The 22825-nt window shown below is 61.3% G+C and carries 20 protein-coding genes and 2 tRNA genes; 7 read left to right on the top strand and 15 right to left on the bottom strand.

Going from position 1 to position 22825, the window contains the following annotated elements; all coding sequences use genetic code 11:
- Positions 1–167: 167 nt before the first annotated feature.
- Positions 168–803 carry a TetR family transcriptional regulator gene (locus tag PM2_RS12525; RefSeq protein ID WP_016712240.1) on the top strand — a complete coding sequence of 212 codons (636 nt, stop codon included), beginning with the start codon at positions 168–170 and terminating at the stop codon, positions 801–803.
- A gap of 43 nt (positions 804–846) precedes the next feature.
- Positions 847–1944, top strand: a complete 1098-nt coding sequence (locus tag PM2_RS12520; RefSeq protein WP_016712241.1) for an AGE family epimerase/isomerase — start codon at positions 847–849, stop codon at positions 1942–1944.
- An 81-nt stretch (positions 1945–2025) separates the two neighbouring features.
- On the opposite strand, the gene PM2_RS12515 is transcribed toward PM2_RS12520, so the two are convergent.
- From PM2_RS12515 to PM2_RS12490, 6 genes are all read right to left on the bottom strand, one after another.
- Entirely contained in the window at positions 2026–2793 is a 768-nt protein-coding gene (locus PM2_RS12515; protein ID WP_016712242.1) for an SDR family oxidoreductase, read from the bottom strand.
- A 593-nt stretch (positions 2794–3386) separates the two neighbouring features.
- Positions 3387–4103, bottom strand: a complete 717-nt coding sequence (locus PM2_RS12510; protein ID WP_016712243.1) for an ABC transporter ATP-binding protein — start codon at positions 4101–4103, stop codon at positions 3387–3389.
- Positions 4100–4975 (bottom strand): ABC transporter ATP-binding protein, encoded by an 876-nt coding sequence (locus PM2_RS12505; protein ID WP_025752462.1) that lies wholly within the window; start codon positions 4973–4975, stop codon positions 4100–4102. Before PM2_RS12505 ends, PM2_RS12510 begins: the two co-directional genes overlap by 4 nt.
- The gene (gene livM, locus PM2_RS12500; protein ID WP_016712245.1) at positions 4972–6273 is read right to left on the bottom strand and encodes a high-affinity branched-chain amino acid ABC transporter permease LivM; all 1302 of its coding nucleotides are present in this window, start codon (positions 6271–6273) and stop codon (positions 4972–4974) included. The genes PM2_RS12505 and livM overlap by 4 nt, the downstream gene beginning before the upstream one ends.
- 2 nt (positions 6274–6275) lie before the next feature.
- The gene (locus PM2_RS12495; protein ID WP_019098910.1) at positions 6276–7190 is read right to left on the bottom strand and encodes an ABC transporter permease subunit; all 915 of its coding nucleotides are present in this window, start codon (positions 7188–7190) and stop codon (positions 6276–6278) included.
- Positions 7191–7344: 154 nt separating this feature from the next.
- A complete protein-coding gene (locus PM2_RS12490) occupies positions 7345–8481 on the bottom strand; it encodes a branched-chain amino acid ABC transporter substrate-binding protein (RefSeq protein ID WP_016712247.1) in 1137 nt (378 codons plus the stop codon).
- 449 nt (positions 8482–8930) lie between these two features.
- Between PM2_RS12490 and pncB the strand changes: the two genes are divergently transcribed.
- Positions 8931–10136 (top strand): nicotinate phosphoribosyltransferase, encoded by a 1206-nt coding sequence (gene pncB, locus PM2_RS12485; RefSeq protein ID WP_016712248.1) that lies wholly within the window; start codon positions 8931–8933, stop codon positions 10134–10136.
- 3 nt (positions 10137–10139) lie between these two features.
- Positions 10140–10967, top strand: a complete 828-nt coding sequence (nadE, locus tag PM2_RS12480) for an NAD(+) synthase (protein WP_028698491.1) — start codon at positions 10140–10142, stop codon at positions 10965–10967.
- A 33-nt stretch (positions 10968–11000) separates the two neighbouring features.
- Here the strand turns inward: nadE and azu are convergent, their stop codons facing one another.
- Positions 11001–11450, bottom strand: a complete 450-nt coding sequence (azu, locus tag PM2_RS12475) for an azurin (RefSeq protein WP_025752457.1) — start codon at positions 11448–11450, stop codon at positions 11001–11003.
- A gap of 349 nt (positions 11451–11799) precedes the next feature.
- Here azu and PM2_RS12470 point away from each other — a divergent pair, with 349 nt between their 5' ends.
- Positions 11800–12387: a cytokinin riboside 5'-monophosphate phosphoribohydrolase gene (locus PM2_RS12470; RefSeq protein ID WP_025752455.1), complete on the top strand. Its 588-nt coding sequence runs from the start codon at positions 11800–11802 to the stop codon at positions 12385–12387.
- Positions 12388–12430: 43 nt separating this feature from the next.
- Here the strand turns inward: PM2_RS12470 and PM2_RS12465 are convergent, their stop codons facing one another.
- The 8 genes from PM2_RS12465 to rnr form a co-directional block, all read right to left on the bottom strand.
- Positions 12431–14731: a YgiQ family radical SAM protein gene (locus PM2_RS12465; protein WP_025752453.1), complete on the bottom strand. Its 2301-nt coding sequence runs from the start codon at positions 14729–14731 to the stop codon at positions 12431–12433.
- Positions 14732–14884: 153 nt separating this feature from the next.
- Positions 14885–16282, bottom strand: coding sequence for a replicative DNA helicase (gene dnaB, locus PM2_RS12460; RefSeq protein WP_025752446.1), 1398 nt, complete (start codon positions 16280–16282; stop codon positions 14885–14887).
- A 113-nt stretch (positions 16283–16395) separates the two neighbouring features.
- Positions 16396–16842 carry a 50S ribosomal protein L9 gene (gene rplI, locus PM2_RS12455; protein WP_003249568.1) on the bottom strand — a complete coding sequence of 149 codons (447 nt, stop codon included), beginning with the start codon at positions 16840–16842 and terminating at the stop codon, positions 16396–16398.
- Between the two features lie 20 nt (positions 16843–16862).
- Positions 16863–17726: a hypothetical protein gene (locus PM2_RS12450; protein ID WP_016712310.1), complete on the bottom strand. Its 864-nt coding sequence runs from the start codon at positions 17724–17726 to the stop codon at positions 16863–16865.
- A 33-nt stretch (positions 17727–17759) separates the two neighbouring features.
- Positions 17760–17990 (bottom strand): 30S ribosomal protein S18, encoded by a 231-nt coding sequence (rpsR, locus tag PM2_RS12445; RefSeq protein WP_003249563.1) that lies wholly within the window; start codon positions 17988–17990, stop codon positions 17760–17762.
- Between the two features lie 28 nt (positions 17991–18018).
- Positions 18019–18444 (bottom strand): 30S ribosomal protein S6, encoded by a 426-nt coding sequence (rpsF, locus tag PM2_RS12440; protein ID WP_003249557.1) that lies wholly within the window; start codon positions 18442–18444, stop codon positions 18019–18021.
- A 307-nt stretch (positions 18445–18751) separates the two neighbouring features.
- Positions 18752–19498, bottom strand: coding sequence for a 23S rRNA (guanosine(2251)-2'-O)-methyltransferase RlmB (gene rlmB, locus PM2_RS12435; protein ID WP_016712311.1), 747 nt, complete (start codon positions 19496–19498; stop codon positions 18752–18754).
- Positions 19495–22080, bottom strand: a complete 2586-nt coding sequence (rnr, locus tag PM2_RS12430) for a ribonuclease R (protein WP_016712312.1) — start codon at positions 22078–22080, stop codon at positions 19495–19497. The genes rlmB and rnr overlap by 4 nt, the downstream gene beginning before the upstream one ends.
- Positions 22081–22351: 271 nt before the next feature.
- Here rnr and PM2_RS12425 point away from each other — a divergent pair.
- Both PM2_RS12425 and PM2_RS12420 read left to right on the top strand, forming a co-directional pair.
- Positions 22352–22438, top strand: a tRNA-Leu gene (locus PM2_RS12425).
- Between the two features lie 87 nt (positions 22439–22525).
- Positions 22526–22612: transfer RNA gene (locus tag PM2_RS12420), tRNA-Leu, on the top strand.
- Positions 22613–22825: the final 213 nt, after the last annotated feature.

The raw sequence follows: 22825 nt of genomic DNA, 5'->3' as shown, positions 1-22825 counted from the left end.
TGAAGGTGGTTCGGATCGCCTGGTTGAACTCAGCCGTGTGAGCTGATCGCCATGGTTGAAAAGAACAACTCATGTCACAACGCTTGCTCCCCTCCAGGCCCGGTCATTGACCGGGCTTTGTTTTTTTAACTAGAGTGCCCAGCCTTACCGTCACAGAAGCCCGCACCATGCTGCCGCGCGCCGAACAGAAGCTACAGACCCGCCAGGCCCTGCTCGATGCCGCCTGCCTGCTGATGGAGAGCGGCCGGGGGTTCGGCAGTATCAGCCTGCGTGAAGTGGCAAAGACGGCAGGCATCGTGCCCACCGGGTTCTACCGGCATTTTTCCGACATGGACGCCTTGGGCCTGGCCCTGGTGGCCGAAATCGACACAACCTTCCGTCAGACCATCCGCCTGGTACGGCAAAACGAATTCGAACTGGGCGGCATCACCGACGCCTCGGTGCGCATCTTCCTCGACGTGGTGGCCGCCCACCGCGCGCAGTTCCTGTTCCTGGCCCGCGAGCAGTACGGAGGTTCACAAGCCGTGCGCCAAGCCATTGCCCGCCTGCGCCAGGACATCAGCGACGACCTGGCCACCGACCTTGCGCGCATGAAACGCTGGCAGCACCTGGACAGCGCCGCGCTGGCGGTGATGGCCGACTTGGTGGTGAAAACGGTGTTTGCCACCCTGCCAGAGCTTATCGACAGCCCGGAAGCGGGTTATCCACAAGCGCTGACACCGCAGGAAAAGATCACCCAGCAATTGCGCTTCATCTTTGTCGGGGCGCGGCATTGGCAAGGGCTAGGCAACCCACAACCCTAGTTCTGCTACCATGGCGCCCTGCCCGACAGCGACGAGCGCCGACATGTCCAACCCCCGCCACACCCTGCCCGAACTGGCCCGTTTCAACCAGCACTTCGCCGAGCGCATCGTGCCGCTGTGGCAAGGCCCGGGCTGGAATGCCGACATGGCCCTGCCCTACGAGGCGCTGGACAATCAGCATCAGCCATTGCCAGTGCAGCGCTACCGGGCCATGGCCTGCGCACGCCAGCTGTACCTGTTCAGCAGCCGCATCGGGCAACCGGGCGCAGCCGAGCGCGCAGCCGCCTTGTTCCGCTCGTTGCAAAAGCACTTTCACGACGCCGAGCACGGTGGCTGGTTCTACAGCATCGATGCCCAGGGCAAACCGCTGGACCGCCGCAAGGACCTGTATACCCACGCGTTCATCGTCTTCGCCTGCGCGCACTACTGGGGCAAGGTACGCGAAAACCTGGTCGAGTCCACCTTGAACGCTGCGCTGGACATCATCGACCAGCAGTTCGCCCGTGACGACGGCCTGTACGAAGCCAGCCTGGGCGAAGACTGGGCCGACCTGGGCAGCGGCCCGCTGCAGAACCCGCAGATGCACCTGGCCGAAGCGTTCCTGCAAGTGCTGACGGTGCGTGATGACGGGCATACCCAACAGTCGCTGCTGCAACTGTGCGAGGCACTGCAAACACACTTCATCGAACCGGCCCACGGCCTGATGCTTGAAAAGCCACGCGGGGCTGTGGATAACTGGTTTGAGCCGGGGCACCAGTTCGAGTGGTTCTACCTGCTGCATACCTCACCGCTGCTGCGTGATACGCCGCTGCATGCGTCCATCGACCGGGCATTCGGCTTTGCCGAGCAGTACGGGGTGAAAGATGCGGCAGTGCTGGCGATGCTGGATGTGGAGGGCAAGGTGATCGACGCCACCCAGCGGATCTGGGCGCAGGCGGAGTACCTGCGGGCGCTGGTGCTACGTGAGGCGGGTGAGGCGAAATTGGCTACCCAGATGCAGGCGCTGGAAGCGCGGTTCCTGCGGGAAGCGGGCTGGTATGAATGCCGGGATGGGGAAGGCAATGTCAGCCGGCATGATATGCCTTCGACTACGCCCTACCACTTGGCAACCTGCCTGGAAGGCTTGCAGCGCCTGAGCTGATGCGTTCGCGGGTAAACCCGCTCCCACAGGTATTGCACAAGCCCTGTGGGAGCGGGTTTACCCGCGAATAGGCCATCAAATCTAGCCCTTGACCGTACGGTCGATGGAGAACCCTGCCCAATCCTGGCTCACCGGCATCAGCTCCAGGCTGTTGATGTTGATGTGCGCCGGCTGGTTGAGGATCCAGAAGATGGTCTCGGCAATGTCCTGCGGCTGGATCGGCTCCGCACCGGCATAGGTAGCGTCGTACTTGGCCTGGTCACCGCCGAAGCGCACCAGCGAGAACTCGCTCTCGCACAGGCCCGGCTCGATGTTGCTCACCCGCACGCCAGTCCCGCGCAGGTCGCAGCGCAGGCTCAGCGAGAACTGGCCAACGAAGGCCTTGGTGCCGCCATACACGTTGCTGCCTGGGTACGGGTAGTTGCCCGCCACAGAACCCACGTTGAGGATCGATGCACCACGGCCGTGGGCGATCAGGCGTGGCAGCAGCAGGCGGGTGGTGTACATCAGGCCCTTGATGTTGGTGTCGACCATGGTTTCCCAGTCGTCCAGGCTGCAGTTCTGCGCTGCGTCCACGCCCAGCGCCAGGCCAGCGTTGTTCACCAGGCCGCGCAGCTTGTCGAATCCGGCCGGCAGAGTGGCGATGGCCTGTTCCATGGCCTTGCGGTCACGTACGTCCAGCACCAGGCCATGCACTTCGGTCTTGGCCGACAGTTCCGCGCACAGGGCGTCCAGGCGCTCCTTGCGACGGCCAGTGAGCACCAGTTTCCAGCCGGCCTCGGCAAAGCGGCGGGCGGTGGCCTCGCCGAAACCGGACGTGGCGCCAGTGATGAATACGGTGGACGTCATGCTCTGTTCCTCACGGTAGGTTGTCATGGCAGCTTTGCAGCATGCCCGCGCCGGGCGCTGGCAGCAAGCCAGTCAGGCGGCTGTTCATTTTTTGTTCATCTGCGGCAAACCCTTGCCGCAGAGGGCCCGGCGCCAGCTATGCGCATGTTATCCACAAGGCTTTCCCCACGGATTGGGGGCAACTTGTCCACGGTGCGGAACCCTTTCAGCGACAGGTGGTCGTTGGATATCTTTTGAGTGATGGCGCAAGGCTTTCAAGCATGCCGCCTGCAGCGGTCTGTCCAACGTCTCTTCACAGAGTTATCCACAGGTTTTTCAGCGACATCCAAGTGTTTGCAGGGCTTTGAAAAACCTTGAAAAATCATCCACAAAGAGCGCCTGATCAAAAAACGATCAAACCTCTGCAGAGCACGGTATCAAAGGGCTTGAGCGAGATGCCACCATGTTTTCCACAGGCGGTTCCACATTATCCGTGGAAAAGATCCGGCCTGTGGAAAGATGGGCTTGGGAAGGAAAACCGGGGTATGTGGAGACAGGCCCATGGCAAGTTGTCCACATTGCAAATGGGGCCGCTCAGCGGCCCCGAATGAAACTCAGTGCCCGCCAAGGTAGGCGTTACGCACCTCTTCGTTGACCAGCAACTCCTGCCCGGTCCCGGTCATGCGGATCTGCCCGTTGACCATCACATACGCACGGTCCGACAGCTTCAGCGCATGGTTGGCGTTCTGCTCCACCAGAAAGATGGTCATCCCGCTCTTGGCCAGCTCGCGCAAGGTCGAGAAGATCTGCTTGACCACAATCGGCGCCAGCCCCAGCGACGGCTCATCCAGTAGCAGCAGCTTCGGCCGGCTCATCAACGCCCGGGCAATGGCCAACATCTGCTGCTCACCCCCGGACATGGTCATGGCCCGCTGGTTACGCCGCTCCTTCAAGCGCGGGAACAGCTCGTACATGCGCTGCATGTCTTCGTCGGCATGCTTGTCGCCGATGGGGATGGTGCCCATCATCAGGTTCTCCTCGACGGTCATGTCGGGGAACACCCGGCGCCCTTCCGGCGACTGAGCGATGCCGTTGGAGGCGATGTAGTGCGACGACTTGCGGGTGATGTCGGTGCCGCGATAAACGATGTGCCCCGACGCTGCCCGAGGCTGGCCGAAAATAGACATCAACAGGGTCGACTTGCCCGCACCGTTGGCACCAATCAGGCTGACCGTCTCACCTTCGTTGATGTGCATCGACACCTTTTTCAGCGCCTGGATCGGCCCATAGAACACGTCCAGGTCCTTCAGTTCGAGAATGGGCGCACTCATACCAGTTCCTCTTCGTCTGCACCCAGGTAGGCGGCGATCACCGTCGGGTTGTGGCGGATGTCTTGCGGGGCGCCTTCGGCAATCACGTTGCCGTGGTCCAGCACCACGATATGGTCGGAAATGCTCATGACCATGCCCATGTCGTGCTCAATCAGCACCACGGTGATGTCGTGCTCGTCACGCAGCACGCGGATCATGCGGCTGAGTGCCTCGGTTTCCTGCGGGTTCAGGCCTGCTGCCGGTTCATCCAGGCAGATGACTTTGGGCCGCGTACACATGGCCCGGGCAATCTCCAGGCGACGCTGCTGACCGTACGACAGCTCGCCGGCCAGGCGGTTGGCGCAGTCGACCAGGTCGACCACTTCCAGCCAGTAGAAGGCGTGGTCCAGTGCATCGCTCTCGGCCTTGCGGTAGGCCTTGGTGTTGAGCACCCCGGCCAGCAGGTTGCGGTTGACCCACATGTGCTGGGCCACCAGCAGGTTTTCCACCACCGACATTTCCTTGAACAGGCGAATGTTCTGGAAGGTACGGGCCAGGCCTGCGCGGTTGACCAGGTGAGTGCCGCCGAACATCTTGTAGTACAGCCGGTTGGCAAAGCGCGCCGGCGACACGAAGTCCGCCGCCTGGAAGCGCTCGCCCAGCAGCTGGATGACGTTGGTGTGGCTGCCGCGAACGTTCAGCTCGATGCGCCCGCCGCTGGCCTTGTAGAAGCCGGTCAGGCAGTTGAACACCGTGGTCTTGCCCGCGCCATTGGGGCCGATCAGGGCGAAGATCTGGTTGCGCTTGACCTTGAGGCTGACGTCGCTGAGCGCCTTGATGCCACCGAACTGCATCATCAGGTTGTCGACCGAGAGAATGATATCGTCGCTCATGGCGCCACTCCTTTACGCGGGGTCACACCGGTACGGCTGATGCGGATCAGCCCACGCGGTCGCCAGATCATCATCAGCACCATCAGTACGCCGAACAGCAGCACCCGGTATTCGGAAAAGCTGCGTAGCAGCTCGGGCGCCACGGTCAGCACGAACGCTGCGATCACCACGCCCACGGTCGAGCCCATGCCACCCAGCACGACGATGGCGAGGATCAGCGCCGACTCGAAGAAGGTGAACGACGACGGGTTGACGAAGCCCTGGTAAGTGGCAAAGAACACCCCGGCCAGGCCGGCAGTGGAAGCACCCAGGGTAAAGGCCGACAGCTTGACCAGTACGTGGTTCAGGCCCATCGAACGGCAGGCGATCTCGTCTTCACGCAGTGCTTCCCAGGCCCGGCCGACCGGCATGCGGGTCAGGCGGTGCTTGATGTACAGCACGGCCAGCACGACGATGAACAGCACCGCGTAGATGAACACGAACTTGAGGTTGGCGTTGTAATCGAAGCCGAAGAACTCGTGGATCGGTACGCCGCCGTCCTTGGCCCGACGGCCGAACTCCAGGCCGAAGAACGTTGGCGACGGCGCCGGCATGCCATTGGGGCCACCGGTGAACGACAGCCAGTTGTTCAGCACCAGGCGGATGATTTCGCCAAAGCCCAAGGTCACGATCGCCAGGTAGTCACCGTGCATCCTCAGCACCGGGAAGCCGAGAATGCACCCCGCCAGTGCTGCGGCAATCGCCGCCAGCGGCAGCACGCTCCAGAAGCCCAGGCCCAAATACTGGTAGCCCAGCGCCAACCCGTAGGCACCAATGGCATAGAACGCCACGTAGCCCAGGTCGAGCAGGCCGGCCAGGCCGACCACGATGTTAAGGCCAAGGCCCAGCAACACGTAGATCAGCCCAAGGATGACCACGGTCAGCAGGTACTTGTTGGCAAACACCGGGAACACAATGGCAATCACGATCAGCGCGGGGATGATGTAACGCAAGCGCGACTTGTAGTCCGGTGCGTTCACATGCACGCCCGAGCCACCGCTTTCAAAGCCCTGGAGCATGCGCGTGCCCGCGGCGGTCTGCAGGTACAGGCTGAGCAGGAAGCGCCCCAGCATCACCCCGCCCACCAGCCAGGCCACGCGCCGCGGCTCGGCATTGAAGCTGTAGCCGTCGAGCACCACGCCGACGACCGGGCCAAACACAATGAGTGCCAGCAGGCCGGCGACGATGGTCTCCAGCAGGCTGCGTTTAAGGTCGAAACCCTTGGTTTCGGTAACAGCGGCAGTTTTGGCAACGGACATGTTCACACCTTAGCCACGAGCGGGCGACCCAGCAGGCCTTGTGGGCGGAAGATAAGGATCATCACCAGCAGCGAGAAGCTGAACACGTCCTTGTAGTCGGAGTTGATCAGGCCAGAGAACAGCGACTCGGAAATACCCAGGATGATCCCGCCGAGCATGGCGCCAGGCAGCGAGCCTATACCACCGAGCACGGCGGCGGTGAACGCCTTGATGCCGATGATGAAGCCGGCGTAGAAGTCGAAGGTGCCGTAGTTCATGGTGATCAGCACGCCGGCCAGCGCGGCCATGACTGCACCGATGACGAACACGTAGGAGATCACCCGGTCGGTGTTTATGCCTAGGATCGAGGCCATCTTGCGGTCTTGCTGGGTGGCGCGGCACATGCGGCCGAGCTTGGTGTACTTGATTACGTAGGTGAGCAGGCCCATGCCGACGAAGGCGGCCACCAGAATGAAGATCTTGGTGTAGGTCAGTTGCACGAAGCCGGTGCCGACTTCGACACGCATGGCACCTTCAAGCAAGGTTGGAACACCTTGCTGGCGGGCACCCTGGCTGATCTGTGCATAGTTTTGCAGGATCAGCGAAATGCCGATGGCGCTGATGAGCGGTGCCAGGCGGGTAGAGTTACGCAGGGGTTTGTAAGCGATGCGCTCGATGGTGAAGCCGTATACGCCCGTAACGACGATGGTGAACAACAGCGTGCCCAGCATCAGCAGGGGGAACGACTCGATACCGAAGTAAGCCAGCAATGCCAGGCTGATCGCCGCCAGGTACGCGGAGATCATGTACACCTCGCCGTGCGCGAAGTTGATCATGCCGATAATGCCATAGACCATTGTGTAGCCGATGGCGATCAGGCCATAGACCGACCCGAGGGTCAGGCCGTTGACCAGTTGCTGCAGGAAAATACCATCCATAACGCAATCTCACCTGATTGAGATTGCACGAGCGCCGACCACGGCGCGGGCCACCGGTGCGGGGCCCTCGCAGCGCAGAACTGTGCAGATCTACGAATAAAGACAGGTACCGCGGGGCTTGGGCCCGAGCATCAGCCCGGGCCGTGGGCCGTTGTTATTTTTGTTTTTCCAGCTGGTGGTATTTACCGTCTTTATCCCACTGGTAGACCACATAGTCGGACACGGTCAGGTCACCCTTGCTGTCCCACTTCTTCTCGCCCATCACCGTCTTGACCGGGTTGGCCTTGAGCCACTTGGCGGCGTCTTCGCCCTTGTTCGATTTGGCGCCATTGAAACCGGCGGCCAGGGCTTCCAGGGAGGCGTAGGCATACAGGGTGTAGCCTTCTGGTTCGGTACCGTTCTTGCGGAACTCCTCCACCACCGCCTTGCTGTCTGGCAGCAGGCGCGGGTCGGCGCCGAAGGTCATGTACACGCCATCGACGTACTGCGCGCCGCCAGCTGTGGCCACCAGTTCGTCGGTGACGATGCCGTCATCGGACATGAACTTGACGTCCTTCAGGCCCTGCTCGCGCAGCTGGCGCACCAGCGGGCCAGCCTCTGGGTGCAGGCCGCCGAAGTAGACCACGTCGGCACCCGTGGAGCGGATCTTGGTGACCACGGCGCTGAAGTCTTTCTCGCCACGGGTCAGGCCTTCGTACAGCACAGGCTTCACGCCGCGTTTTTCCAGCTGCGCCTTGGTCGCGTCGGCCAGGCCTTGGCCATAGGTGTCCTTGTCGTGCAGCACCGCGACTTTCTTGCCCTTGAGCACGTCAACGATGTAGTCGCCGGCGACGATACCCTGCTGGTCGTCACGGCCGCACATGCGGAACATGGCACTGAGGCCGCGCTCGGTCACTTGTGGGTTGGTCGAGCCCGGGGTAATGGCAATGATGCCCGCTTCGTCATACACCTCAGAGGCTGGAATGGTGTTGGAAGAACAGAAGTGCCCCACCACGCCGATCACTTTGTCCTGATCGGCCAGGCGGTTGGCCACGGCCACAGCCTGCTTCGGTTCGCAGGCGTCGTCACCTTTGACCAGGACAATTTTCTCGCCGTTGACGCCACCGGCGGCGTTGATCTTGTCGGCCGCTGCCTGCGCACCTTTCATGTACTGATCGCCAAACGCGGCGTTAGCCCCGGTCATTGGGCCCGCTACACCGATCTTGACGTCGGCCTGAACATACGAAGAAACACCCAGTGCTGTAGCCACGGCCAGAGCCAGGAAACCTTTCTTGTAAAACGTCTGCGACATGAGGTGGTGCTCCTAGAGTTTTTTTTGGTTGGCACTACAACTTCTCAACCCTGTGCTCAGAGCAAGGGCCGTGCCATAGGGTTTGTCTTCCGGGAAAACACACTGTGCTAGGCGCCAGCAGGCGACCGGCGGCCTTTTCTTTATTGAGCGTGCAACCGTCTGCCACGCGGCAGGCGCCACCACACGTACAGACAAGGAGCAACCGCCTGGTGCCATCATTGCAACCCCGCCAAGTGTTAACGTGCAACCAGCCTGTAACAGCGGACGTCACCGAACTGCACACCGCTGGTGCGCGACTGCTACAGGCGGCACCGTTTCAAGGCTAGCCGGTGCACGGAAAAACACCTCTGTTTTGGCTGTTCCGGCCTCTTCGCGGGCAAGCCCGGACACAACAAGCCCCAAAAGGCTGGCACAATGTCCGCCATTCGCCGCTTCCGGAGCCCCACTTGATGAGCGAGAGCGCATTCGCCGAGCGCATCGTGCACAACCTGCTCGACACCGACTTCTATAAACTCACCATGATGCAGGGTGTGCTGCACAACTACCCGGACGCCGACGTCGAATGGGAATTCCGCTGCCGCAACGGTGAGGACCTGCGCCCTTATCTTGGCGAGATCCGTCACCAGCTCGAACTGCTCAGCGACCTCACGCTGGATGATGGCCAGCTGGCCTTCCTCGAACGCATCAGCTTCCTCAAGCCCGATTTCCTGCGCTTTCTGCGGCTGTTTCGCTTCAACCTGCGCTACGTACGCATCGGTATCGAAAACGACCAGCTGTTCCTGCGCCTGAAAGGCCCGTGGCTGCATGTGATTCTGTTCGAAGTACCGTTGCTGGCCATCATCAGCGAAGTGCGCAACCGCCACCTGCACCCACGCATGCGCCTGGCTGAGGCCCGCGACCAGCTTCACCGCAAGTTCGACTGGCTGCGCGCGCATGCCAGTGACGATGAACTGGCCGAACTGCAGGTAGCCGACTTCGGCACCCGGCGGCGCTTTTCCAGCCGTGTGCAGGAAGACGTGGTGCGGGTACTGCGCGACGACTTCCCGGGCCGCTTCGTCGGCACCAGCAACGTCGACCTGGCATGGAAACTGGATATCAAGCCACTGGGTACCATGGCCCACGAATGGATCATGGCCCACCAGCAACTCGGCCCGCGCCTGATCGACAGCCAGATCGCCGCGCTGGACTGCTGGGTACGCGAATACCGCGGGCTGCTTGGCATCGCCCTGACCGACTGCATCACCATGGATGCCTTCCTTGGCGATTTCGACCTGTACTTTGCCAAGCTCTTCGACGGCCTGCGCCACGACTCCGGTGAACCGGTGGCCTGGGCCGAGAAAGCCATTGCCCACTACCAGAAACTGGGTATCGACCCGATGACCAAGACCCTGGTGTTTTCCGATGGCCTCAACCTCACCCGTTCGCTGGAAATCTTCCGTGCCCTGCGCGGTCGCATCAACGTCAGTTTTGGCATCGGCACCAACCTGACCTGCGACATCCCGGGTGTGGCCCCGATGAGCATCGTGCTTAAAATGACCGACTGCAACGGCGCGCCAGTGGCCAAGATCTCGGACGAAGCCGCCAAGACCCAATGCCGCGACGAGAACTTCGTCGCCTACCTGCGCCACGTATTCAAAGTCCCCAGCAAGGAGTAACCCATGCAAGCGGTTCAGCAAGAGATTGCACAGGCACTGAAGGTACAGCCGCCGTTCGCCGACACTGCCGCGCTTGAGGCCGAAGTCGCCCGGCGCGTGGCGTTCATCAAGGACTGCCTGGCCAACGCCCGGCTCAAGACCCTGGTGCTGGGCATCAGCGGTGGCGTCGACTCGCTGACCGCCGCCCTGCTCGCCCAGCGCGCCATCAACGAGTTGCGCGCCGAGACCGGCGACAAGGCCTACACCTTCATTGCCGTGCGCCTGCCGTACCAGGTGCAGCATGACGAGCATGACGCCCAGGCCTGCCTGGACGTGATCAAGGCCGATGAAGTGCACACCGTCGACATTGCCCCGGCAGTGAGGGCGCTGGCCGCCGAGGTTGTAGCACTGAAGAACGGCTCGCCAACCCTGGTGGACTTCGTGGTGGGCAACGTCAAGGCGCGTACGCGCATGGTCGCCCAGTACACCATTGCCGGCGCACGTGCGGGCCTGGTGATCGGTACCGACCACGCCGCCGAGGCGGTAATGGGCTTCTTTACCAAGTTTGGTGATGGTGCCTGCGACCTGGCGCCGCTGAGCGGGCTGGTGAAAAACCAGGTACGGGCCATTGCGCGCAGCTTTGGTGCGCCGGAGTCACTGGTGGAGAAGGTGCCGACTGCAGACCTTGAAGACCTGGCGCCGGGCAAGCCGGACGAAGCGTCCCATGGCGTGACCTACCAGCAGATCGATGCCTTCCTGCATGGTCAGCCGGTTGATCAGGCGGCGTTCGACATCATCGTTGCCACCTACCGCAAGACCCAGCACAAGCGCGAGCTGCCGTTCGCCCCTTGAAGCTAAGGGGCCGCCTTGCGGCCCCTTACCCGCTTACTTGACGACGACCTTGCCCTTCATCATCGAGATGTGGCCCGGGAAGGTGCAGAAGAAGCTGTAGTCACCACCGGCTTCCAGCTTGGTAGCGTCAAACTTCACTTCGGTTTCTTTCTCAGGCGCACCGATCATCTTGGTGTGAGCGATGATCGCGGCGTTGTCAGCCTTGATGTAGTCCTTGTCCAGGCCCTGGCTCATGCCTTCGGTAGCAATGCCCTGCATGTCGGCAGTCTTGCTGATCACCAGATTGTGGCCCATCACGTTCTTCGGCAGGTTGCCCGAGTGGGTCAGTTTGACGGTGAATTCCTTGCAGCTCTTGTCGACGGTGATTTCCTTGGTGTTGAAGGACATCTGGTCGGTCGAGTCGACAGTTACCGAGCACTCGGCGGCGAAGACAGAGGCGCTGGCGAGGGTCAGCAGGGATACCGCTACAGCTTTCGCAAACATCATGAATCTCCTTGGCAGGGTTTTATCAATTGCGAGACTGCCTGAAACCGTTCAGCCCCTTGCTGATATGGGTCAAGGGGGTGTCAAGAGGCCAGCCAGTAGAATTGTTCAATGGATTGTATACAACCAATCTAAGGGCACATCATGCCCTTTTATTAGACGATGGGACAACCTCTCATTTAGGAGCAATACCAAATGCCCATCTCTGCCTTCCTCAATAGCCTGCTCGCCGCCTATGCCCACGGGGCTACCGGCGCCATCTGCGAATTCTCCCGCCCGGAATGAACGCGGCCTTGGAAGCAACGGGCATGCGCCGTACCCTGTGCACCTGAGTGACAGGAGATGAGCAATGCCCGTACGTTCCGTTTGTGTGTTCTGTGGTGCCAGCATTGGCGCCAACCCTGCTTACCGTGAAGCTGCCGTCGCGCTCGGCCAGGCCATTGCCCGCCGTGGGCTGACCCTGGTGTATGGCGGCGGCGCCGTGGGCCTGATGGGCGTGGTGGCCGACGCGGCCATGGCAGCAGGTGGCGAGGTGGTCGGCATCATCCCGCAAAGCCTGCTGGACGCTGAAGTCGGCCACAAAGGCCTGACGCGCCTGGAAGTGGTCGATGGCATGCACGCGCGCAAGGCACGCATGGCCGAGCTGAGCGATGCCTTCATCGCCTTGCCGGGTGGGCTGGGTACGCTGGAAGAATTGTTCGAGGTATGGACCTGGGGGCAACTGGGCTATCACGCCAAGCCGCTGGGGCTGCTCGATGTGAACGGCTTCTACGACAAGCTGGGCGGGTTCCTCGACCATATCGTCGAAGAAGGCTTTGTGCGGCAGCAACATCGGGCGATGTTGCTGCTGGCGCAGCAGCCGGATGAACTGCTGGATGGCATGGACAGCTTCATTGCGCCGGTGGCGCCGAAGTGGGTCGACAAGAAGCCTGATTGACCTTGAGATTTCGGGGCTGATTTGCAGCCCCGAAATTCATCAATCAGCGCGGGATCACTGGCTGACGCGGCTTCTTGTTGCCCTTGCCACCCTTGGCTGCTTCCTTGCGCTCTTTGGCCGCCTTCTCGTTACGCGCAAACGCCTCGGCCTTGGCCTTCTCGCGTTTGTCCCACGGCTTGCTGCCATCGCTGGCACGCGGTGGCAGGCCGGTGTGCTGGGTAAGGATCTTCTGATCCTTGCCCACCTTGTGGCTGCCCGCCGGCGTCGAGTTTTTGCGGCGTGCGCTCTGGTAGGTATCGGTCTGCGGCTGGTGCAGCGGGATCAGTTGGTGCTTGCCCGGCCCGATCAGGTCGGCACGGCCCATGCGCTGCAGCGCTTCACGCAGCATCGGCCAGCCTTTCGGGTCGTGGTAGCGCAAGAACGCCTTGTGCAGGCGGCGCTGCTCGTCGCTCTTGACGATCTCCACCCCTTCGCTCTTGTAGGTCACCTTGCGCAGCGGGTTCTTGCCCGAGTGATACATGGCCGTGGCCGAAGCCATCGGCGACGGGTAAAACGCCTGCACCTGGTCGGCGCGGAAGCCGTTACCCTTCAGCCACAGGGCCAGGTTCATCATGTCTTCGTCAGTGGTGCCCGGGTGCGCGGCGATGAAGTACGGGATCAGGTACTGTTCCTTGCCCGCCTCTTTCGAGAACTTCTCGAACATGCGCTTGAAGCGGTCGTAGGTGCCGATGCCCGGTTTCATCATCTTGTCCAGCGGGCCACGCTCGGTGTGCTCCGGGGCAATCTTCAGGTAACCGCCCACATGGTGGGTAACCAGCTCCTTCACGTACTCCGGCGACTCGACGGCCAGGTCGTAACGCAGGCCCGAGGCGATCAGGATCTTCTTCACACCCGGCAAGGCACGGGCCTTGCGGTACAGCTCGATCAACGAGCTGTGGTCGGTGTTGAGGTTTTCGCAGATGCCGGGGAACACGCACGACGGCTTGCGGCAGTGCTTCTCGATATCGTGGCTCTTGCAGGCGATGCGGTACATGTTGGCAGTCGGGCCACCAAGGTCGGAGACCACGCCGGTGAAGCCCGGCACCTTGTCGCGCATCTCTTCGATCTCATTCAGGATCGACTCGTGCGAGCGGTTCTGGATGATGCGGCCTTCGTGCTCGGTGATCGAGCAGAAGGTGCAGCCACCGAAGCAGCCACGCATGATGTTCACCGAGAAACGGATCATCTCGTAGGCCGGGATGCGCTCCTTGCCATAGGCCGGGTGCGGCACACGGGCGTACGGCATGCCGAACACGTAGTCCATTTCTTCGGTGCTCATGGGGATGGGCGGCGGGTTGAACCACACATCCACTTCGCCGTGCTTCTGCACGAGGGCGCGGGCGTTGCCCGGGTTAGTCTCCAGGTGCAGCACGCGGTTGGCGTGGGCGTAGAGAACCGGGTCGTTACGCACCTTTTCGAACGACGGCAGGCGGATCACCGATTTTTCACGGGTCACGCTCGGGCTGTCGAGAATCTGCACCACTTTGGCTTCGTTCGGGTCTTCCTGGTCGCCCTTGGCCTGCTCGATCGCGCAGGCCTGGGTGTCCTGGGTGTTCACGTACGGGTTGATGATCTTGTCCACGCGGCCTGGACGGTCGATACGTGTGGAGTCGATCTCGTACCAGCCTTGCGGTGTATCACGGCGCACGAAGGCAGTGCCGCGCACGTCGGTGATGCTTTCGATTTTCTCGCCGTTGGACAGGCGCTGGGCCACTTCGACCACCGCGCGCTCGGCGTTGCCGAACAGCAGGATGTCGGCGCTGGCGTCGATCAGGATCGAGTGGCGGACCTTGTCCTGCCAGTAGTCGTAATGGGCGATCCGGCGCAGCGAAGCTTCAATACCGCCGAGTACGATCGGCACGTGCTTGTAGGCTTCCTTGCAGCGCTGGCTGTAAACCAGGCTGGCACGGTCCGGACGGCTGCCGGCCAGGCCACCAGGGGTGTAGGCATCGTCCGAACGCATCTTCTTGTCTGCGGTGTAGCGGTTGATCATCGAGTCCATGTTGCCCGCGGCCACACCGAAGAACAGGTTCGGCTCGCCGAGCTTCATGAAGTCGTCTTTCGACTGCCAGTTCGGCTGGGCAATGATGCCCACGCGGAAACCCTGGGCCTCCAGCAGGCGGCCGATGATGGCCATGCCGAACGACGGATGGTCGACGTAGGCATCACCGGTCACGATGATGATGTCGCAGGAATCCCAGCCGAGCAGATCCATCTCCTCCCTGCTCATTGGCAGGAAAGGTGCTGGCCCGAAGCATTCGGCCCAGTACTTGGGATAGTCGTAGAGTGGTTTGGCTGCTTGCATGTCAGTGACCGGTTCTGGTGTGCAGGGAAATCGCGGGCGCGGAATATAGCACAAATTTTGACCAAATCCGACGGTGGTTGTCGGATTCATTGGGAGCATGGCGACCCCTATGGGAGCGGGTCTGCCCGCCCCCACAGGTTGCTGAGTTCGCCTTTATTCGTCGTCGTCGAAGTTGTACATACCCGGCGCGAGGTTCTCGAAGCGGGTGTACTTGCCGATGAACGCCAGGCGTACGAAGCCGATGGGGCCGTTACGCTGCTTACCGATGATGATTTCGGCCACGCCCTTGTGCTCGGTCTCGGGGTGGTACACCTCGTCGCGGTACACGAACATGATCACGTCGGCGTCCTGCTCGATTGCACCAGATTCACGCAAGTCGGAGTTCACCGGGCGTTTGTTCGGGCGCTGTTCCAGGGAGCGGTTCAGCTGCGAGAGGGCGATGACCGGGCAGTTGAATTCCTTGGCCAGGGCCTTGAGCGAGCGGGAGATCTCGGAAATTTCGTTGGTCCGGTTGTCGCCGGCCGACCCCGGAATCTGCATCAACTGCAGGTAGTCGACCATGATCATGGCAATTTCGCCATGCTCACGGGCCAGCCGACGGGTACGGGCGCGCATTTCCGAGGGGCTAATACCGGCGGTATCGTCGATGAACAGCTTGCGGTCGTTGAGCAGGTTCACCGCCGAGGTCAGGCGCGGCCAGTCATCGTCGTCCAGCTGGCCGGAACGCACCTTGGTCTGGTCGATACGGCCCAGCGACGAAAGCATACGCATGATCAGCGATTCGCCTGGCATCTCGAGGGAGAACACCAGCACCGCCTTGTCGGTACGCAGCACGGCATTTTCCACCAGGTTCATGGCGAAGGTGGTTTTACCCATCGACGGACGGCCCGCGACGATGATCAGGTCGGCAGCCTGCAGGCCACTGGTTTTTTCATCCAGGTCGGTAAAGCCGGTGGACACGCCGGTGATATCGCTGTCGGAGTTGAACAGCGTATCGATACGGTCGATGGCCATGGTCAACAGTTCGTTGACGCCGACCGGGCCGCCGGTTTTCGGCCGCGCCTCGGCGATCTGGAAGATCTGCCGTTCGGCATCGTCGAGGATTTCTTCGGCGTTACGCCCCTGCGGGTTGAAGGCGTTGTCGGCGATGTCGGTACTGATGCTGATCAGTTGGCGCAACGTGGCCCGCTCGCGAATGATCGCGGCATAGGCCTTGATGTTGGCCACCGACGGGGTGTTCTTGGCCAGCTCGGCCAGGTACGCCAGGCCGCCGATTTGCGATGAGAGGCCTTCTTTATCCAGTTGCTCGTGCAGGGTCACCACGTCGAATGGCTGGTTGGCGTCGGCCAACTTGTGCACGGCACGGAAGATCAGGCGGTGGTCATGCCGGTAGAAGTCGCCATCCGACACCTGATCCAGCACACGCTCCCAGGCGTTGTTGTCCAGCATCAGGCCACCGAGCACGGCCTGTTCGGCCTCGATGGAATGCGGCGGCACCTTCAGGGCTGCGGTTTGCAGGTCTAGCTGTTCGGAGGTGGTGATCTCGTTCATGGCCACGAAAGAATTCTGGAGGATGAAAAAGACAAAGGGCACGGCCTGTCGAAAACAGGACCGTGCCCGATGTTAACCGCCTGGCTCGCAAGGAGCCAGCCAGTCAGCGCAGCTTAGGCAGCTACGACAACCACGCGTACGGTGGCTTCAACGTCGCTGTGCAGGTGCACGGCTACGTCGTATTCGCCAACCTGACGGATGGTGCCGTTCGGCAGACGAACTTCAGCTTTGGCCACTTCAACGCCGGAGGCGGTCAGGGCGTCAGCGATGTCGTGGGTGCCGATCGAACCGAACAGCTTGCCTTCGTCGCCAGCGGTGGCAGTGATGGTCACTTCCAGCTCGGCCAGTTGGGCAGCGCGGCTTTCAGCCGAAGCTTTCTTGTCAGCGGCTGCTTTTTCCAGCTCGGCGCGACGCTCTTCGAACGCAGCCAGGTTGGCGGCGTTGGCAACGGTGGCCTTGCCGAATGGCAGCAGGAAGTTACGGCCGTAACCAGCCTTAACTTTTACTTTGTCGCCCAGGTTGCCCAGGTTAGCGACTTTTTCCAGCAGGATCAGTTCCATTTGGTAAAACCTCTTAACTTTTAACCTTCACCGTTCGCGGAGTCATTCCCCTTGGGGGACTTGCGACCGCGAAAATCAATCAGGCTGTCGACAATGGCCAAAACCACCAGCAACGGATAAATCAGCTGCATGATCAGCGGCAGCGTCACGTACATACCCACCAGCCAGAAACCGGCCAGTCGACCCTGTGCCACCAGCCCGTGCATCAAGGCGATGCCGGCCAGCACCAGAACCAGGCTGGAAGCCGATGCCAGGATGATGAACTGCGGGCCGATAAACGGCGCCACCACCATCACTGCCACCAAGACCGCCATGGTCTGTTTCGGCAACTTCAGTTCGCGAAACTCGCGACCGAAGCCTCCAGGGTTGTACAACGCTGCCTGCCAGTAGCGCGCCAGCATTAACGCCAACACACTGAACAATTGCACCGTCACTGCTGTGGAAGCGACCAGCACAGGGCGGATCAGCTCACCGGAGAGCACCGGTTGCCCTTCGATTTTCGGCATGGCTTCGGCAAACGCCTTGGCCAGCACATCGAAGGTTTGCGCCAGCGCCAGATCAAGCACGAGGCTAAACGCCACGGCGAACACGGCACTGGCCAGCAACACCCGGCTCCAGGGATGCTCGGCACGCAGCATGGCGGCCAGGGCCAGGGCACCCGCAATCACCAGAAAGGTGATGGGATCGCCCATGACCCACACGGCCAGCCCGGCCAGCAGGCCGCCGACGATGACCGTTGTAGCATCCTTGAACCCACGCCGCAGCAGCACAAGGCTGCTGGCAGCGGCACTCAACCAGAACAGCAGCGGCAGTACCGCGCTGATGACCACCACCAGGGTGGCCTGCACACGACCGCGCATGATGAAACTTGCTAACGCTCGCATGCTAATCCCTTACTGCTTGTCGACGACCCGGTCTCAGCGGCCGTGGCTGTCGGTGTAGGGCAGCAGGGCCAGGAAGCGGGCGCGCTTGATAGCGGTAGCCAGCTGACGCTGATAACGAGCTTTGGTACCGGTGATACGGCTTGGAACGATCTTGCCGGTTTCGGATACGTAAGCTTTCAGGGTGTTGAGATCTTTGAAGTCGATCTCTTTCACGTCTTCAGCAGTGAAGCGGCAGAATTTACGACGACGGAAGAAACGTGCCATTTAATAGGCTCCTCTAAAGGTCCGTGGATTACTCGTCAGCGTTATCGCTGGAGTCGCTGTCATTGCTGTCGTCGCCTTCGGCGGAGTCAGCATGCTCAGGACGCTCGCGACGCTCACGGCGCTCGCTGCGGTTCTCTTCAGCCTTCAGCATCTCGGACTGGCCGGTAACGGCTTCGTCGCGACGGATGACCAGGTTACGGATAACGGCATCGTTGTAGCGGAAGTTGTCTTCCAGCTCGGCCAGGGCCTTGCCGGTGCACTCAACGTTCAGCATCACGTAGTGAGCCTTGTGAACATTGTTGATTGCGTAGGCCAGTTGACGACGGCCCCAGTCTTCCAGGCGGTGGATTTTGCCACCATCTTCTTCGATCAGCTTGGTGTAACGCTCAACCATGCCGCCGACTTGTTCGCTCTGGTCCGGGTGAACCAGGAAGATGATTTCGTAATGACGCATGAATGCTCCTTACGGGTTAGTAGTCTGCCAGGAAATCTGGTCAGACAAGGAGTGAATGACACTGTATGTCTTGCACGGAGGGGAGGCACATGAGCGCCTGCCAGCTCGGCAAGGGGCGCAATTGTAGAGAAGGCGGGGCGTACAAGCAAGGAGATTGGTGAATATTTGAACAGCCTGAAACATATTCTCAGGCTACCGGCCCTTTCGCGGGTAAACCCGCTCCCGCAGGGATCCCACAGCCTTGAAGACAGTGAAAATCCTGTGGGAGCGGGTTTACCCGCGAAGAGGCCGGAACAGGCTTACGCGATCAGCGCTTGGCTTGCCGCTGGCGCACCGCTTCGAACAGGCAAACCCCGGTCGCTACCGAAACGTTCAGGCTGCTGACGCTGCCGCCCATCGGCAACTTCACCAGGAAGTCGCAATGTTCACGGGTCAACCGGCGCATGCCCTTGCCTTCCGCGCCCATGATCATCACCAGTGGCCCGGTCAGGTCCTGCTGGTAGATCTCCTGCTCGGCCTCGCCGGCAGTGCCCACCACCCACAGGCCACGCTGCTGCAGCTTCTCCAGCGTACGCGCCAGGTTGGTCACGGCCACCAGCGGGATCACCTCTGCCGCACCGCAGGCCACCTTGCGCACAACCGGCGTCAGGGTGGCCGACTTGTCCTTGGGCACGATCACAGCCGTGGCACCCGCCGCATCGGCCGTGCGCAGGCACGCGCCGAGGTTATGCGGGTCGGTCACACCGTCCAGCACCAGGATCAGCGGCGGCGTTTCGGTGCGCTCAAGCAACTCTTCGAGCATCAACTCGCCCCATACCTGGCTTGGGCTGACCTCGGCGACCACGCCCTGATGCACACCTTCTACCCAGGCATCCAGCTCACGGCGCTCGGCCTGACCGACCGGCACGCGGTTTTCCGCCGCCAGCGCCAGCAAGGTTTCCAGGCGTGGCTCGCTGCGCCCTTCCGACAGCCAGATCTGCTTGACGCGCTTCGGATGGTGCTTCAGCAATGCCTGCACGGCGTGCACGCCGTAGATCTTTTCCAGCTGACTCATGACTTGCTCTTGCTCTTGCGTGGCGCACCGGACTTCGGCGGGCCTTTACGGTGCTTGGTCGGCTTGCCGGAACCGGAGGCCTTGCCACCTTTGTCCGACTTGCTGCTGGCATGGCCGCCACTGCGTGCCTCGCTCATCAGCGCCTTCTTCATTTCGCGGCTCTTGCGCACTTCGGCGTTACGCTGCACGGCGTCTTTCGGGAAGTACGCCTCGGCGGTTTCGCTCTTGCGGCTACGCGGTTTAGGCGTGGCTTTCGCTTCGGTTACCGGCTGCTGTTCAACCTTGTCGGCTGCTGGCGCGGCGCCGCGCTGCTTGCGGCCGATCGGTGCGGCGAGGGTTTTTTCCGACACCTCGAAGTCGATCTTGCGCTCGTCCAGGTCAACACGCATGACCTTGACTTCGATGGTGTCGCCCAGGCGGAAGCTGCGCCCGGTGCGCTCGCCCGACAGACGGTGGTGCACAGGGTCGAAGTGGTAGTAGTCGCCCGGCAGCGCACTGACGTGCACCAGGCCCTCTACGTAAATGTCGGTCAGCTCGACGAACAGGCCGAAACCGGTCACGGCGGTGATCACACCCGGGAAGGTCTCGCCCACGCGATCCTTCATGAACTCGCACTTGAGCCAGTTCACCACGTCACGGGTGGCTTCGTCGGCCCGGCGCTCGGTCATCGAGCACTGCTCGCCGAGTTGCTCCAGGGTGTTCTCGTCGTACGGGTAGATACGCGCCTTGGGAATGCTCATGGCGCCAGCACGCTTGACGTGCGGGGTATCCACCTTGGAACGGATGATGCTGCGGATGGCGCGGTGTACCAGCAGGTCCGGGTAACGGCGGATCGGCGAGGTGAAGTGGGTGTACGCCTCGTAGTTCAGGCCGAAGTGACCATTGTTCTCGGTGCTGTACACGGCCTGGCTCAGCGAACGCAGCATCACGGTCTGGATCAGGTGGAAGTCCGGGCGCCCGGCGATGCTTGCCAGCAGGGCCTGGTAATCCTTCGGCGAAGGGTCCTTGCCTTTGTGCAGGCTCAGGCCCAGCTCACCGAGGAACGCGCGCAGCTTTTCCAGGCGCTCCGGCGGCGGGCCGTCGTGAACGCGATACAGGGCTGGCACGCCGTGCTTTTGCAGGAACTCGGCGGTGGCCACGTTGGCCGCCAGCATGCATTCCTCGATCAGCTTGTGGGCATCGTTGCGCACGGTCGGGCGGATTTCCGCGATCTTGCGCTGGTCGCCGAAGATGATGCGGGTTTCCTGGGTTTCGAAGTCGATGGCGCCACGGGTGTGACGGGCATCCACCAGCACCTTGTACAGGTTGTACAGGTTCTTCAGGTCCGGTACGACTTCCTTGTATTCCTCGCGCAGCGCCTTGCCTTCGCGGGTGCGGGCGTGCTCGAGCATGCTGCTGACCTTGTTGTAGGTCAGGCGGGCATGGGAGTGGATGACACCTTCATAGAACTGGTAGTCGACCATCTGGCCGGCTTTGTTCATGGTCATTTCACAGACCATGGCCAGGCGGTCGACGTGCGGGTTCAGCGAGCACAGGCCGTTGGACAGCTCTTCGGGAAGCATCGGCACTACACGCTCGGGGAAGTACACCGAGTTGCCGCGCTGCTGAGCCTCGACGTCCAGGGCCGAGCCCAGGCGAACGTAGCTGGACACGTCGGCAATCGCCACATACAGGCGCCAGCCACCGGAGAACAGGCGCAGCTTGCCCAGCGGTTCGCAGTAGACGGCGTCGTCGAAGTCCCGAGCATCCTCACCGTCGATGGTGACGAACGGCAGGTGGCGCAGGTCGACGCGCTTCTCTTTGTCCTTCTCTTCGACTTCGGAGCGGAACTTGCGCGCTTCCTTGACGACAGCATCAGGCCAGACGTGCGGAATATCGTAGCTGCGCAAGGCAACGTCGATTTCCATGCCCGGCGCCATGTAGTTGCCGATGACCTCGACCACGTCGCCTTGCGGCTGGAAGCGCGGGGTTGGCCAGTGGGTGATCTTGATCTCGACGAACTGGCCGATCTTCGCGCCGCCGTTACGCCCGGCGGTCACCAGCACTTCCTGCTGGATCTTCGGGTTGTCCGGGGTTACGTAGCCAATGCCACCTTCTTCGAAGTAACGGCCGACCACGCTTTCGTGGGCACGGGAGATGACCTCGACCAGCACACCTTCGCGGCGGCCACGGCGGTCGACGCCAGAGACACGGGCCAGGCCGCGGTCACCGTCGAACACCAGGCGCATCTGCGACGGGCTGAGGAACAGGTCTTCGCTGCCGTCATCGGGAATAAGGAAGCCGAAGCCATCGCGGTGGCCGGAGACGCGACCACAGATCAGGTCCAGCTTGTCTACCGGGGCATAAGTGCCACGCCGGGTATAGATAAGCTGGCCGTCACGTTCCATGGCACGCAGGCGGCGGCGCAGGGCTTCGATCTGGTCTTCTTCGTACAGACCGAACTCGGCCGCCAGCTCCTCACGCGCGGCCGGTTCGCCACGGTCGGCGAGGCGCTGCAGGATCAGCTCACGGCTGGGGATAGGGTTGTCGTATTTTTCCGCTTCGCGAGCGGCCTCGGGATCGAGGGATTGCCAATCGGCCATCAGAAGGGGTTCACCTTGGGGTATATAGATAGGAATTCTGGCATAGGCGTATTGAAACCGGAAATGTCAGCCTTGGACAGCCCCACCGGCGCTTCCGGCGAACAGGAATAGGCCTGCGGAATCAACAAGTTGAATTTTTTGAATTTTTTTTCGCTTGGGGGGTTTACAGCCCCCCGGACCGTCCGTATAGTGCGCACCACAACGACGGACAACCCCGAAGTTGTAGTAGAGATGAACGACGCTGTAAAGCATCAAGTAACCTCGAATGTGTGCCCAGGTGGCGGAATTGGTAGACGCGCTGGTTTCAGGTATCAGTGGCTTAACGGCCGTGGAAGTTCGAGTCTTCTCCTGGGCACCAAATATTTTCAAGTAATAGATGACCAAGGATCTGTTACTACTGTGTGAAGCTGACAATAGTCGCCTTCTGCAGATGATGTAAAGCTTTGCCCAGGTGGCGGAATTGGTAGACGCGCTGGTTTCAGGTATCAGTGACTTAACGGTCGTGGAAGTTCGAGTCTTCTCCTGGGCACCATACAAAAACCCACTAGCTTGCTAGTGGGTTTTTTCTTGCCTGCGTTTTTTGTATCCCTCGTCTTTCGGTCATAGGTGCAAACCTGTGCCGGCCTCTTGGCGGGCACGCCCGCCCCCACAGAATCATCACAGGCCTTCCGGGTAGTGAAATACCTGACACCTTCAGACTCTTACACCTTGGTCTGACCATGAATTTCTCGTCACCCGGCCACTT

Source organism: Pseudomonas monteilii NBRC 103158 = DSM 14164 (assembly GCF_000730605.1).
GTDB classification, from domain to species: Bacteria; Pseudomonadota; Gammaproteobacteria; order Pseudomonadales; family Pseudomonadaceae; genus Aquipseudomonas; species Aquipseudomonas monteilii.
Note: the sequence above shows the minus strand (reverse complement) of the source record. Positions and strands in the feature narration are given on the sequence as shown.